The sequence below is a fragment of the Devosia nitrariae genome (genome assembly GCF_030160115.1).
GTDB classification, from domain to species: domain Bacteria; phylum Pseudomonadota; class Alphaproteobacteria; order Rhizobiales; family Devosiaceae; genus Devosia; species Devosia nitrariae.
Genome location: NZ_BSNS01000004.1, coordinates 59796 through 73579, shown reverse-complemented (window position 1 = coordinate 73579; position 13784 = coordinate 59796). Strand labels below are relative to the sequence as shown.

At 64.0% G+C, this 13784-nt stretch carries 10 protein-coding genes; 5 read left to right on the top strand and 5 right to left on the bottom strand.

Annotated features, from left to right (window positions below):
• Nucleotides 1–103 precede the first annotated feature (103 nt).
• Nucleotides 104–1714, bottom strand: a complete 1611-nt coding sequence (urtB, locus tag QQK18_RS03860) for an urea ABC transporter permease subunit UrtB (protein WP_284338968.1) — start codon at nucleotides 1712–1714, stop codon at nucleotides 104–106.
• A 68-nt stretch (nucleotides 1715–1782) separates the two neighbouring features.
• The gene (gene urtA / locus QQK18_RS03855) at nucleotides 1783–3081 is read right to left on the bottom strand and encodes an urea ABC transporter substrate-binding protein (protein WP_284338967.1); all 1299 of its coding nucleotides are present in this window, start codon (nucleotides 3079–3081) and stop codon (nucleotides 1783–1785) included.
• Between the two features lie 244 nt (nucleotides 3082–3325).
• Between urtA and QQK18_RS03850 the strand changes: the two genes are divergently transcribed.
• Nucleotides 3326–6712, top strand: coding sequence for a hybrid sensor histidine kinase/response regulator (locus QQK18_RS03850; protein ID WP_284338966.1), 3387 nt, complete (start codon nucleotides 3326–3328; stop codon nucleotides 6710–6712).
• Nucleotides 6705–7634, top strand: a complete 930-nt coding sequence (locus tag QQK18_RS03845) for a response regulator transcription factor (RefSeq protein ID WP_284339118.1) — start codon at nucleotides 6705–6707, stop codon at nucleotides 7632–7634. The genes QQK18_RS03850 and QQK18_RS03845 overlap by 8 nt, the downstream gene beginning before the upstream one ends.
• A gap of 677 nt (nucleotides 7635–8311) precedes the next feature.
• Here QQK18_RS03845 and ald read toward each other — a convergent pair.
• Nucleotides 8312–9430, bottom strand: a complete 1119-nt coding sequence (gene ald, locus QQK18_RS03840) for an alanine dehydrogenase (protein ID WP_284338965.1) — start codon at nucleotides 9428–9430, stop codon at nucleotides 8312–8314.
• Between the two features lie 120 nt (nucleotides 9431–9550).
• Between ald and QQK18_RS03835 the strand changes: the two genes are divergently transcribed.
• Complete coding sequence (locus QQK18_RS03835) at nucleotides 9551–10015, top strand: Lrp/AsnC family transcriptional regulator (protein ID WP_284338964.1); 465 nt, start codon at nucleotides 9551–9553, stop codon at nucleotides 10013–10015.
• A 59-nt stretch (nucleotides 10016–10074) separates the two neighbouring features.
• Here the strand turns inward: QQK18_RS03835 and QQK18_RS03830 are convergent, their stop codons facing one another.
• Together QQK18_RS03830 and QQK18_RS03825 are read right to left on the bottom strand one after the other, a co-directional pair.
• Nucleotides 10075–10539: an SRPBCC family protein gene (locus tag QQK18_RS03830; RefSeq protein ID WP_284338963.1), complete on the bottom strand. Its 465-nt coding sequence runs from the start codon at nucleotides 10537–10539 to the stop codon at nucleotides 10075–10077.
• Complete coding sequence (locus QQK18_RS03825; protein WP_284338962.1) at nucleotides 10536–10862, bottom strand: ArsR/SmtB family transcription factor; 327 nt, start codon at nucleotides 10860–10862, stop codon at nucleotides 10536–10538. Before QQK18_RS03825 ends, QQK18_RS03830 begins: the two co-directional genes overlap by 4 nt.
• Before the next feature lie 109 nt (nucleotides 10863–10971).
• On the opposite strand from QQK18_RS03825, the gene QQK18_RS03820 reads away from it, so the two are divergent.
• Both QQK18_RS03820 and QQK18_RS03815 read left to right on the top strand, forming a co-directional pair.
• Nucleotides 10972–11541: a pyridoxamine 5'-phosphate oxidase family protein gene (locus QQK18_RS03820; protein WP_284338961.1), complete on the top strand. Its 570-nt coding sequence runs from the start codon at nucleotides 10972–10974 to the stop codon at nucleotides 11539–11541.
• An 80-nt stretch (nucleotides 11542–11621) separates the two neighbouring features.
• Nucleotides 11622–13784: an FdhF/YdeP family oxidoreductase gene (locus QQK18_RS03815; protein WP_284338960.1), complete on the top strand. Its 2163-nt coding sequence runs from the start codon at nucleotides 11622–11624 to the stop codon at nucleotides 13782–13784.

Below are 13784 nucleotides of genomic sequence, written 5' to 3'. Positions count from 1 at the left end.
GGGCGAGGGGATTGGCTCCGCGCTTGGACGAGCATGATGCTCACCTCGCCCATTTGGGGAGAGGTCGGCGCGCAGCGCCGGGTGAGGGGTTTCTTCACCGAACTCATGACTCCACCGCCCTTCCTTTCAGCGCGAACAACCCCCGCGGGCGCCGCTGGATGAAGAGGATGATGAGGACGAGGATGAGGATCTTGCCCAGCACCGCGCCGGCATAGGGCTCGAGGAACTTGTTGGCGACGCCGAGAGTCAGCGCACCAACCAGCGTGCCCCAGAGATTGCCGACGCCGCCGAAGACGACGACCATGAAGCTGTCGATGATGTAGCCCTGGCCGAGATTGGGCGAGACGTTGTCGATCTGGCTCAGCGCCACGCCTGCAAGCCCGGCAATGCCCGAGCCGAGACCGAAGGTCATGGCGTCGACGAAGGGGGTGCGGATGCCCATGGCCGAGGCCATGCGGCGGTTCTGCGTCACCGCGCGCATCTGCAGGCCCAGTGCCGTGCGGTTGAGGACGACGAGAAGCGCCGTAAAGACGGCAATGGCGAAGATGACGATCCAGAAGCGGTTCCAGGTGAGGGAAAGGCCGTAGAACTCGAACGAGCCCGACATCCAGCTCGGATTGCCGACCTGGCGATTGGTTGGCCCAAAGATCGAGCGCACGGTCTGCTGGAGGATCAGCGACAGGCCCCAGGTCGCCAGCAGCGTTTCGAGCGCGCGGCCATAGAGCCAGCGAATGATGCCGCGCTCGATGGCGATGCCGACGAGGGCGGTGATGAGAAAGGCCAATGGCAGAGCGATCGCCAGCGAATAGTCGAAAAGCTCGGGCGCATTGCGGCGGATGACGTCCTGCACGACGAAGGTGGTGTAGGCGCCCAGCATCACCATCTCGCCATGGGCCATGTTGATGACGCCCATGACCCCGAAAGTGATGGCAAGGCCGATGGCAGCCAGCAGCAGCACGGAGCCCAATGAGACGCCGAACCAGACATTCTGCAGGGCGGCCCAGATGGCGCGCTCCTGCTCGAGACCGGCAATTGCCGAGCGGATGTCGGTTGCGAGTTCCTCGGGAGCCGAGCCGAGAGCGGCGTTGAGAATGGTGATGGCTTCGCGCCCGGCATTGCGGGCAACCACCGGGACGGCCGCGCGCTTTTCTTCGAGGCTGGTGTCGTCGAGTGCAAGGATGGTGACGGCTCGGGCGGTTTCCATGGCGCCGCGAACCGAAGGGTTGGTTTCGGCGGCAAGTGCCTCGTCGAGGAGAATGAGGTTCTCCTCGGTCGGATTGGCGCGCATCGAGCGGGCGGCCGAGAGGCGCACGGTCGGATCGTCGCTCATCAATGTCAGAGACCCGAGAGCTGCAGCGACGTCGCGGCGCAGGCTGTTGTTGATGCGGATGCGCGAGAGATCGGCATCGCCCGCTGGGCCGATCTCGGTTTGCGTCACCGGATCGTACATGCGGTTGCGGGTGACGATGACGACGCGACCGTCCGCTTCATCGACGTAGAGGTCGCCGTCGGCTAGTGCTTCGAGGGCGGGGGCAACGGTGCTGTCGCCGGTTGCCGCGAGTTCCTCGACGATGCCGCCGAGCTCGCGCAGGTTCGCCTCGCCCATGGCCTCAATGAGGCCCGGCACGTCCTGTGCACGGGCGACGCCTGCAAGAAGCGTAAGCGACAGGCCGACCAGGGCGAAGAGCAGGCGGAGCGAACGGATAGGGCGCATCGGTTCTGACTGTCCGGAAGGGGAGATCGGGGGCGGGCTACCGCCCCCGGGGTGTCGTCGGGGCCGGCTCAGTTGGCCGCAGCCACCGTCGAGCCGCCGCAGGTCTGCGACTGCGTATTGTAGTTGCCGCAGTTGATCGGAGCGGTCCAATCGGCTTCGAGCATGGCAGACTCCGGCAGAAAGTCGGACCAGGCGTCGCCAGGAACGAGATCCTCGGTTTCCCACACCACGAAGAACTGGCCATCGTCCTGGATCTCGCCGATGAGGACGGGCTTGGTGACATGGTGGTTGGGGAGCATCTTGGCGATGCCGCCGGTGAGGTTCGGCGTCTCGAGGCCGACAATCGAATCGATCACGGCGTCCGCATCGGTGGCGCCGGCGGCTTCCACGGCCTTCACCCAGAGATTGAAGCCGATGTAGTGAGCCTCCATCGGGTCGTTGGTCACGCGGTCCTCGTTGCCGATGAATTCGTGCCAGGCCGTGATGAACTCCTCATTCTCGGGAGTTTCGACCGACATGAAGTAGTTCCAGGCAGCCAGGTGACCGACGAGCGGGCTGGTATCGAAGCCGGAGAGCTCCTCCTCGCCGACCGAGAAGGCGACGACGGGGATGTGCTCGGCAGCGATGCCTTGGTTCGCGAGCTCACGGTAGAAGGGGACGTTCGCGTCGCCATTGATGGTCGAGACAACCGCGGTCTTCTTGCCTTCCGACCCGAAGACTTTGATCTCGGCGACGATGGTCTGCCAGTCGGAGTGCCCGAAGGGTGTGTAGTTGATCATGATGTCTTCGGGCGCGACACCATGGTCGAGCAGGTATTGCTCTAGGATCTTGTTGGTGGTCTGCGGATACACGTAGTCGGTGCCGGCGAGCACCCAGCGCTCGACACCCTCTTCTTCCGCCAGATAGTCGACGGCGGGGATGGCCTGCTGGTTGGGAGAGGCGCCGGTATAGAAGACGTTGCGCTGGCTTTCCTCGCCCTCGTATTGCACGGGATAGAACAGCAGGCCGTTCAGTTCCTCGAAAACCGGCAGAACCGATTTACGGCAGACCGACGTCCAGCAACCGAAGACCGCGTCGACTTCGTTGACGGTCAGCAACTCGCGGGCCTTTTCGGCGGCGAGCGGCCAATCGGAGGCGATGTCGACCACGACTGGCTCGATCTGGCGGCCAAGCAGGCCCCCCTTGGCGTTCTGCTGCTCGATGAGGAACAGCATGGTGTCCTTGAGCGTGGTTTCGGAAATGGCCATCGTGCCCGAGAGCGAATGCAGGATGCCGACCTTGATGGGCTCGTCCTGTGCCTGTGCCGGCGCCATCGACAGGATCATCGTGCCTGCCAAAGCCGCGCCGAAGGCGAATCTCATATTCATCTGTTTGTCCCTCAACTGTTCCGTTGCACCGGCAATTTCGGGGGAGCCGGCAACGGATCGGGACTTTGTGACGATTGCTAACAAACCCCCTATACGTCGATTGACGTAGCCGGCGCCCATCCGCTCCTGCCGCTGGGCAATAAAGCGCGTGAACGCAATGGATTGTGTGCTAGAGAGGGTGCGGCACTTTTTTGGGCATTGGGGCGCTCTGGCGCGGATTTAGGCGAAGATTTCGACAGGGGCGATGGCGCGGCAACGGATCATTCCCATCAGGCGCGAATACAACCGGTGGGTGGCCAACCAGACCCTGGAAGACTACGCGCTGCGTTTTACCGCCAAATCGGCGCGGCGTTTTTCCAGCAACCGCATTTCGCAGACGGCGATCGGGGCGATTTCGTTCCTGGCGCTCGAGGCGATCGGCGGGGCGATCACGCTGTCCTACGGCACCACCAACGCCATCGTCGCCATCATCGTCGCCTCGATCGTCATCCTCGTCATCGGCCTGCCCATCTCGCGCTATGCCACGCGCCACGGCGTCGACATTGACCTTCTGACGCGCGGAGCGAGCTTTGGCTATATCGGCTCGACCATCACCTCGCTCATCTATGCGAGCTTCACCTTCATTCTCTTCGCCATCGAAGCCTCGATCATGTCGAGCGCCTTGCAGCTCGCATTCGGCGTGCCGCTCTGGCTCGGCTATATCGTTTCGGCCGTGGCGGTCATTCCGCTGGTGACGCACGGGGTCAGGCTCATCAGCCGTTTTCAGTTGATGACGCAGCCGGTGTGGATCGTCCTCAATATCGCGCCCTTCCTGTTCATCGCCTTCCTCGACTGGGGGCAGTTCGACGTATGGCGGGCCTTCGCGGGGCTCAACCAGCCGGCCGCGCCGCTCGGTGGCGTGTCGCCGTTCGATGTTGCCCAATTCGGTGCGGCCTCCGCGGTGATCCTGGCGCTGATGACGCAGATCGGCGAGCAGGTGGACTTCCTGCGGTTCCTGCCAGCAGAGGAGCAGGCCAAGCGCAAGCGCCACAAGCTCGCGATCTTCCTTGCCGGTGCTGGCTGGGTGGTGATGGGTGCCCCCAAGCTCCTCGCCGGGTCGTTCCTTGCAGTACTGGCGCTTTCGGCGGGTGTTCCGGCAGAGCACGCGGCAGAGCCCGCGCAGATGTATGCGGTCGCCTTCGGCTACATGATCCCCAACCAGACGCTGGCGCTCGTTCTGATGGCAGTGTTCGTGGTGGTCAGCCAGTTGAAGATCAACGTGATGAACGCCTATGCCGGCTCGCTCGCCTGGTCGAACTTCTTCTCGCGCCTGACGCACAGCCACCCGGGGCGGGTGGTGTGGCTCCTCTTCAACGTCGCCATCGCGCTGCTGCTGATGGAACTCGGTATCTACCGGCTATTGGAGGAGACGCTCGGCATCTTTTCGATCGTGGCCATGGCGTGGCTCTGCTCGATTTCGGCAGACCTCTTCGTCAACAAGCCGCTCGGGCTGGCGCCACCAGGCATCGAGTTCAAGCGCGCACACCTATATGACATCAACCCGGTCGGGCTCGGCGCGATGACTCTGGCGACGGCCGTGGCGCTCGCTGCCCATCTCGGCGCTTTCGGGACGATGGCCGGAGCGCTCGCTCCTTACATCGCCCTCGCCGTCGCCTTCGTTGCCTCACCCGCCATCGCCTGGGCGACCAGGGGCAAGTACTACCTGGCACGCAAACCGCGCAAGCAATGGCAGAGCAGGACCACCATCACCTGCTCGATCTGCGAGCACGCTTTCGAGCCCGAAGACATGGCCTGGTGCCCCGCCTACGCTGCGCCGATCTGCTCGCTCTGCTGCTCGCTCGATGCGCGCTGCCACGACATGTGCAAGCCGCATGCGCATCTGCGGGCGCAGGCGCACACGGTGGCTGCGAGCATCCTGCCCGAATGGGCGATCGCCAAGCTGCAGACGCGGCTCGGACGCTACGGCATCGCCTCGGGTGTCGCGGTGGGGCTGATCGGGGCGATCCTCGGTCTCATCTACTATTTCGCGACCCGCGCCGCGCCGCAGACGGCCGAGGTGGTCGGCGGCACCATCGCCGTGGTGTTCTTCGTCTTCGTGGTGGTGGCGGGCATCGTCACCTGGTTCCTGGTCCTGGCGCAAGACAGCCGGCTGGTCGCCGAGGAGGAAAGCTCGCGGCAGAACACGCTGCTTTTAAAGGAGATCGCCGCGCACAGCCGCACGGACGCCGCCCTGCAGAAGGCCAAGGAAACGGCTGAAGCCGCCAACCAGGCCAAGAGCCGGTACGTCGTGGGCCTCAGCCACGAACTGCGTACGCCACTCAACGCCGTTCTCGGCTATGCGCAGATCCTCGAGCGCGACGAAACCATGCCGGCCCCGCGCCGTTCCTCGATCAAGGTCATCCGGCGCAGCGCCGAGCACCTTTCCGGGCTCATTGACGGACTTCTCGACATCTCGCGCATCGAGGCGGGGCGGCTGCAGGTATATTCCAATGAGATCAATATCCACGACTTCCTCGACCAGATCGTCGACATGTTCCGACTTCAGGCCGAGGCCAAGGGGCTGGAGTTCCGCCACCAGCGAGCGAGAAACCTGCCGCAATATGTGCGCACCGACGAGAAGCGCCTGCGACAGATCCTGGTCAACCTGCTTTCGAACGCCATCAAGTTCACCGACCGCGGACATGTGACGTTCGAAGTCGCCTATCGCTCGCAGGTGGCAACGTTCAAGGTGGCCGACAGCGGGAACGGCATCGCCCCCGACGAGATCGGGCGCATCTTCGAGCCCTTCGTTCGCGGCGAAGCGGAGCGCAACCGGCTGTCGCCCGGCATTGGCCTTGGCCTCACCATCACCAAGCTCCTGACCGAGACGCTGGGCGGTGCCGTCAGGGTCGAGAGCGAGCCGGGGCAGGGGGCGACTTTCGACGTGCGTCTGATGCTCTCCAAGGTCGACCGGCCGGTGATGCGCGCCTCGGAGGACCGGCGGATCAAAACGTATCGAGGGGCGCGCCGCATCATCATGGTGGTCGACGACAACGGCGAGCACCGCGAGATGATGCGCGAGATGCTCCAGCCACTGGACTTTACCGTTCTCACCGCCGTCGACGGGCCCAATTGCCTCACCCTTCTCGAAGGGGTTCAGCCACACCTCTTCTTCGTCGACATCCTGATGCCGGGCATGACCGGCTGGGAGTTGGTCGAACGGCTGCGGGCGGCGGGGCAGACGGCCCCAATCGTCATGCTTTCGGCCAACGTCGGGGACGGAGCCAACAAGCCGGAGGGCGATCCGGGCCACAACGACGCCATCGCCAAGCCGTTCAGCCTGCGCCAGCTCATTGAAAAGCTCGGAACGCATCTCGAGCTCGAATGGGAGGAAGAGGCGGCCGGTTCGCCTGCGGCCGCGCCACCCCGTCGCAACGGCTCCGGCAGTCTGCGCTCGCCTGGAGCAGACCATGTCCGTGAGCTCATCAGCCTCGGGCAGATCGGACATGTGCGCGGGATCGATGCCAAGCTCACCGAACTTTCCCTCGCGCCGGAGAACGGACCGCTGGTCGACGTGCTGCGGGCGCGTATGGAAGCTTACGACTTTGCCGGCTATACCCAGATCCTCGAAGGCATGAATGAGCATGAGTGAGCTGGTTGGCGGGCAGGACGTGGTGCTCGTCGTCGATGATTCACCCGAAGCACTGGGTTTCCTCACCAGCGCGATGGAAGCTGCGGGTGTAACGGTGCTGGTGGCACGAAGCGGGGAAGCCGCACTCGGTATCGCCGGGCGGGTGGCCCCCGACATCATCCTGATGGATGCCGTCATGCCCGGGCTCGACGGATTCGAAACATGCAGGCGCCTGAAGGCCATGCCGAGCGTCTCGCACGTGCCGGTCATCTTCATGACCGGCCTTACCGAGACCGAGCACGTGGTGCATGCGCTCGAAAGCGGCGGGGTCGATTATCTCACCAAGCCGATCAACATTGACGAACTGAGGGCACGCATCCGCGTGCACCTGGCCAATGCCCGTTCGGCGCAGAGTGCGCGGGTGGCGCTCGATGCGGCCGGAAGGCACCTGCTGGCGGTGTCGAACGGCGGCGAAGTCCAATGGACGACGCCGCAGGCGAGCCGGCTGCTGGGATCGGCGGCCGGGCCGAGGGCGAGCGCCAGGGTCGGCGCGCGCGTGCGGGCGTGGCTTGCCGAGCGTGGCGGCAGCGCCGCGATCGCCGGAGAGAGCTTCCCGCTCGACCCGACCAATCCGGCGAGCCTGCAACTGGTGTGCCTCGGCAGCATGGGCGCCGACGAACACCTCTTCCGTCTGGTGGCTGTCGGGAGCGAGAACCAGGACGAGATCCTCAGGCAGAATTTCGGGCTGACGCAGCGCGAAAGCGAAGTGCTGCTGTGGATCGCGCGCGGCAAATCCAATCGCGACATCGGCGACATCCTGGGTTTGAGCCCGCGCACGGTGAACAAGCACCTGGAGCAGGTTTACGCCAAGCTCGGCGTCGAGAATCGCGCGTCGGCCGCGATCAAGGCGACCCACGTGCTGCAGTCGCCCTCGGACATGTAGCGTCGGCGGCAACGCCGCGCTGGGCTGTCGGGGAAAGCCGTAGGTCCCCGGCAGAAGATGTTTGCACCGGTCGATACGAAGCAAGCGACGTGCCAGCGAAGGTGCAAACCTCTGACAGTGCCACATTTCAGGCGTTGGGGAAAACGCAGGTGAAGGCAGCCGCATCGGTCGGACCCGCCCGCGGTTCACCTCTGCCTAATTTATAATCGGACTGCGCAAAATCCTGGCTCAAAAGCATGCGACAGACGTGACCTGCTGTCATGAATGCGTTATATTTCAGCCACCGTAGGTTCATCCTTCGGCAGAGGTTGTTTGCACCGACACCTCGGCCCCGTGCCATCGCACCAATGGCGCGGGGCTTAGTGTTTGATGAACCGGCGTTCGAACTCGACCAGGGGCCTATCCCCGCCCCGCTGCCAAAGTGGCGGTTGCTGCGATATGCGCCAGATGGGGGCGCTTACCTATGAGAAGATCGGCGGCGCCGGCACCCTTTGGGTGCGCTCTGGGGGTGAGTGCGGAACTCTTGCCGGATGTGCCCGTTACTTCGATACGTGCAGCTCCCAGTCCGGCGCAGACAATATCGGCAGTTGCAAGAGTTCGGGTGAGCGTTGCAAGGGCTGACGCTCCCTTGCAGCACCCCCGAGGGGCGCGGGACATGTTCCCGCGTCCTTTCTGTCTCAGGCCGCGAGCGCCGCGTCCGGCGACATGAATTCGTAATTCTGCACCTGCGCGACTGGTGCGCAGGTCACGTGTCCGCGCCAGACGTTCAGACCGGCCCGCAGGTGATGGTCGGCGAGGAGCGCATTCCGCCAGCCGAGGTTCGCGAGCTTGACGACGTGCGGCAGGGTGGCGTTGTTGAGCGCGTAGGTCGAGGTCCGCGCCACAGCGCCTGGCATGTTGGCGACACAATAGTGCACGATGCCGTCGACCACATAGGTCGGCTCGGCATGTGTCGTTGGGCGCGAAGTCTCGAAGCACCCGCCCTGGTCGATGGCGACGTCCACCAGGACCGCGCCCTGTTTCATGGTCTTGAGCATCTCACGGGTGACGAGCCTGGGTGCGGAGGCGCCGGGGATCAGCACCGCGCCGATGACGAGATCGGCACTGGCGACGGCTTCGGCGATCGAGGCCTTGTTGGAATAGATGACGCGCGCACGGGCGCCGAAATGGTTGGAAAGTCGCTCGAGCGCGGCAGGGCTCTTGTCGAGGATGGTCACGTCGGCGGAAAGACCGACGGCGTTGTCGGCGGCATGGAAGCCCACGACCCCGCCACCCAGCACAACCACTTTGGCCGGCTGCACCCCTGGCACGCCGCCAAGCAGCACGCCGCGCCCGCCATGGGCCTTCTCGAGGGCAGTGGCGCCGGCCTGGATCGACATGCGGCCGGCGACCTGGCTCATCGGCTTTAAGAGCGGCAGACCGCCACTGGCGTCGGTCACGGTCTCGTAGGCGATGGCGATGGCGCCGGACCTGACGAGGTCGCGGGTCTGGTCGGGGTCGGGAGCAAGGTGGAGGTAGGTGAAGAGGATCTGCCCGGGGCGGAGCATGGCACGTTCGGCGGCCTGCGGCTCCTTGACCTTGACGATCATATCGGCCGCGGCAAAGACGCTGGCGGCATCCGGCATGATGGCAGCGCCGGCGGCGCGGTATTCGGCATCGTCGTCGCCGATACCGGCGCCGGCGTGCTTCTCGACCAGCACCTCATGGCCTTGATGGGTCAGCTCTGCAACGCTCTCCGGCGTCAGGCCGACCCGATATTCATGGTTTTTGATTTCTTTCGGAACACCGATGCGCATGACGTCTCCCTCCATCTGCATTCTATCAGCAAAGCAGGAAGTCGCCGCAAAGTGCTTGCAAATTACGGCGGAAAGACGGAGTGTTTCGAATGAAACGCCGTATAATTGACCCCATGCGCAATGGCTTTGCACATTGATGATATAGACCGCAAAATTCTGCGCGTTGTGCAGGCCGACAGCCGCAGAGGTATGCAGGAACTCGGCGAGGCGGTGGGCCTGTCGCCGTCGGCCTGCCACCGGCGGGTGCGCGCGCTCGAAGAGCGGGGGTTGATCGAGGGCTACAGGGCCGTGCTGAGCAGCGAGCGGCTCGGCTTTTCCATGCAATTCTTCATCGAGGTCGGGCTTATCAGCCAGAGCGAAGCTGCGCTCGACGCCTTCGAGGCCGCGGTCAGGGATATTCCCGAAGTGCTCGAGTGCCACCTGATGGCCGGTCAGTCCGACTACATCCTCAGGGTCATCTGCCGCGATCACGAGGATTTCGAGCGGCTGCACCGCCGGCTGTCGGCACGCCTGCCCGGGGTGGCGCGCATCCATTCCAACATGAGCATCAGAACCGTCAAGGCGCGGACCGGATTGCCGCTTTGACCAACTGAGCGGAGGGGCGGGCAGGGGGTATGGCCTCCTGTCCCGCCCGATTGCGAGGGTCAGCTAAGAGATCCGGCATATGCCTCCAGCAGTCCCATCCATCCGCCGGGTCCATCGAAGAGCTCGCGCATCTGCTCGGCGGCAGCGCCGTAGGCGTCGAGGCGGTGCTCCAGTTCCACCCGGGTCTTTCCTCCTTCGTCGAGGAACCGCACATCGAGTTCGGTGAGGATCTCCTCGTCATATGTCCATTGCGGCGTGATCTGCCAGGCGAGAACCACCCGGTTCGGCGGGTCCCAGGTGAGCACCTTACCCCACTGGCATTCACTGCCGTTCTCGCCGCGCTCGAACCAGCGTCCGCCCGCCCTCGGCTCGACAACGACGTCCTTCTGGGGTGACTTGCCGATGGTATAGCCCTTGTTCCACCATCTCGACATGCTCTGCGTGAAGAAGCGGAAAGCGTGTTCCGGCGTAGCCGCGACGGTGATCGTCTTCCTGACCGGCGCGATGGTGACGGTTCTGTTCATGGGTCGCTCCTCTTCTGCTTTTGGTTCTCTTCCTCGATCTGGCGCTGGAATTCGGCGAGCGCCTGGTCCCAGAACTGGTCGAGCCAGGTCCTGAGCGCCGCCAGCCCTCTGGGATCCACGTAATAGACCCGCCGCGTTCCCTCGGCCTTGTCGTCCACCATGCCGGCCTCCTTGAGCACCTTGAGGTGCTGCGATACGGCGGGCCGGCTGACCGGCAAGCCGGCGGCGATGGCGCCAACCGACTTGGGTCCTTTCTGCAAGGCCTCGAGAACCTGTCGGCGGGTCGGGTCCGCCAGCGCTCTGAATGCTTGTTCGTAAGTCATTGCTTACCGTAAGCATTCGCTTACTCATTGTCAAGTGGTATCAACGCGTTGCCGACAGGTTCCTTCCGACCCACGGCCTGAGTAAGGTGCCGCCGGACAGGAGACGACCATGGCCAAACGATACGACCAGCTGAACACGCACCAGCGCGAGTTCATTGCGCGCCAACGCATGTTCTTCACCGCGACGGCAGCGCCGAGCGGGCACGTGAACGTCTCGCCGCGCGGAACCGACCAGTTCCGGGTAATGACCGACAACGCCGTTGTCTATCTCGACCGCACCGGCAGTGGAAACGAAACGGCGGCGCATCTACGCCAGCTCGACCGCATGACCATCATGTTCTGCGCGGTCGAGGGACCGCCGCTGATCCTTCGCCTTTATGGGCGTGGCCGGATCATCGCGCGTCAGACTGCGGAATACGCAAAGCTCCTTGCGGAAACCTTCGAGGGCATCGAGCCGCTGGGGGCGCGGCAGATGGTCTGGCTCGACATCGACCTTGTGCAGACCTCGTGCGGTTATGGTGTTCCGATCTTCGATTATGTCGGAGAGCGCGACCAGATGGACCGATGGGCAGAGGCCAAAGGTCCGGAGGGGATCGAGGCCTATTGGCGCGAGAAGAACCAGGTCAGCCTTGATGGTTTTCCATCAGGAATGTTTGAAGGCGCCGAGCAGGCTGAGTGATTTGCGCTAAAATGCGCGATCTTGCTTTGCCCTCGAACCTGGGCGCGCATACTGTGCGCTGACTGTTCGGGAGGACCAAGGTGGGTGAACAAATCGTCGGTGGTGGGCCCAAGAAGGTGCTCTACACGCTCCAGACGGTCTCGCGCATCGGCATCGGCAAGGCCGCCAAGGCATTGACCGCCAAGAACGCCTGCAAGGCCTGCGCCTATGGTATGGGCGGGCAGATGGGCGGCATGACTAACGAGCTGGGAGAGTTCCCCTCGGTCTGCAACAAATCGGTGCAGGCGCAGTCGACTGACATCCAGCCGGCCATCCCCCGCGAGATCTTCGCACACACCATCGGCGAGCTTGCCGGACGGGAGATGGAACGCCTCGGACGGCTCAACACGCCGCTCTTCAAGCGCCGGGGCGGCGATCGCTTCGAACCTGTCGACTGGAGCTTCGCTATCGAGCGGGCGGCTGAGCGTTTCGCCGCCACCGATCCAAAACGGACGTTCTTCTATTCCTCGGGGCGCTCATCCAACGAGGCGGGCTTTCTCTTCCAGCTGCTGGCGCGGGCCTATGGCACCAACAACGTCAACAACTGCTCCTACTACTGCCACCAGGCGACGAGCGAAGGCCTGGCGACGACGATCGGCAAGGGCACGGCTACGATCGAGCTCGACGACCTGACCCGCGCGGACCTGATCTTCGTCATCGGGGCCAACCCATCCTCCAACCATCCCCGCTTCATCCATATGCTCAAGGCCTGCCGGGAGCGCGGCGGCCAGGTCATCGTCATCAATCCGGCGAGGGAACCCGGCCTCGTCAAGTTCGCCGTTCCCAAGTCGCCCAGCTCGATGCTCAAGGGTGGCAGCGAGATCGCCTCGGACTACCTGCAGCCGCGCATCGGCTCGGACATCGCGCTGATGAAGGGGCTGGCCAAGGCGGTGCTGGAGCTCGGGCTGTCGGATGCTGAGTTCATCTCCGGGCATACCACCGGCTTCGAGGCGTTCCGTGCCGACCTCCACGCACTCTCGTGGGAGGAGGTCACCGATGCGTGCGGTATCGAACAAGGTGAGATCGAGCGGATCGCGCGCCGCTACGGCCAAGCCAACCACGCCGTTTTCGCCTGGGGCATGGGCATGACCCACCACATCCATGGGGTCGCCAATGTCGAGGCCATCGCCAACCTGGCTCTGCTGCGCGGCATGGTCGGCAAGCGCCATGCCGGCCTCCTGCCGTTACGCGGGCACTCGAACGTCCAGGGCATCGGCACCATCGGTGTCAAGCCGGTGCTGGCAAAGGACGTGTTGGCGAAGATGGAAGCGGCTTTCGGGGTGACCTTTCCCACCGATAAGGGGTTCGACACCATGGGCTGCCTCAAGGCGGCCGACGCCGGCATGATCGATGCGGCCATCATCATGGGCGGCAATCTCTGGGGAGCGACGCCCGATACCGGTTTTGCCACCCGCGCCATGAGTGCCATAGGCTTCAAGCTCTTTTTGACCACCACGCTCAACATGGGTCATGTCCACGGGCTGGGCGAAGGCGAGGTCATCATCCTGCCGGTGACGGCGCGCGATGAGGAATGGGAACCGACCACCCAGGAGTCGATGTTCAATTTCGTCAGGCTTTCCGATGGCGGTATCCGCCGGCTCGACAATGTGCGGCCGGAGAGCCAGATCCTCTGCGCCCTGGGCGAACGGCTGCTGCCCGACGGTCCCATCGATTTTGCCGCGTTCAGCCGCCACCGCCGGGTGCGCGAGGCGATTGCCGAGGTCGTTCCGGGCATGGAGGAACTGGCCGATATCGACGTTGCCAAGAAGGAATTCCACATCAAGCGCCGCGTCCTGCATGTGCCCGATTTCAGCACAGCGGATGGGCGGGCACATTTCGTGGTGACACCCATTCCGGCGCTCGAGCGCGAGCGCCTGTCGCTGGCGACGGTGCGCAGCGAAGGCCAGTTCAACACCATCATCTACGAAGAAACCGACAGCTATCGCGGCAATGCCGGGCGGCATGCGGTATTCCTCAACCCGGAAGACATGGCAGCGTTCGGGGTTGCCGAGGGCGAAAGAGTGGCGATCGTCTCCGATACCGGTCGGATGCAGGCGGTTGCCACCGCTTTCGACCTGCCGCGCGGCAGTGCGATGGCCTATTATCCGGAGGCCAACGTCCTTGTCGGCACCGAGGTCGATCCGCGTTCCAGGACTCCGGCATTCAAGTCGATCCCGGTGAGCATCGAGGCGCTCGTGGGGTAG

What these genes read in the sequence shown, in the direction of transcription:
- urtA (WP_284338967.1), bottom strand. Translation starts at nt 3,081, where the DNA reads ATGAATATGAGATTCGCCTTCGGCGCGGCTTTGGCAGGCACGATGATC.
- QQK18_RS03820 (WP_284338961.1), top strand. Translation starts at nt 10,972, where the DNA reads ATGGCCAAACGATACGACCAGCTGAACACGCACCAGCGCGAGTTCATT.
- urtB (WP_284338968.1), bottom strand. Translation starts at nt 1,714, where the DNA reads ATGCGCCCTATCCGTTCGCTCCGCCTGCTCTTCGCCCTGGTCGGCCTG.
- ald (WP_284338965.1), bottom strand. Translation starts at nt 9,430, where the DNA reads ATGCGCATCGGTGTTCCGAAAGAAATCAAAAACCATGAATATCGGGTC.
- QQK18_RS03850 (WP_284338966.1), top strand. Translation starts at nt 3,326, where the DNA reads ATGGCGCGGCAACGGATCATTCCCATCAGGCGCGAATACAACCGGTGG.
- QQK18_RS03835 (WP_284338964.1), top strand. Translation starts at nt 9,551, where the DNA reads ATGGCTTTGCACATTGATGATATAGACCGCAAAATTCTGCGCGTTGTG.
- QQK18_RS03825 (WP_284338962.1), bottom strand. Translation starts at nt 10,862, where the DNA reads ATGACTTACGAACAAGCATTCAGAGCGCTGGCGGACCCGACCCGCCGA.
- QQK18_RS03830 (WP_284338963.1), bottom strand. Translation starts at nt 10,539, where the DNA reads ATGAACAGAACCGTCACCATCGCGCCGGTCAGGAAGACGATCACCGTC.
- QQK18_RS03845 (WP_284339118.1), top strand. Translation starts at nt 6,705, where the DNA reads ATGAGTGAGCTGGTTGGCGGGCAGGACGTGGTGCTCGTCGTCGATGAT.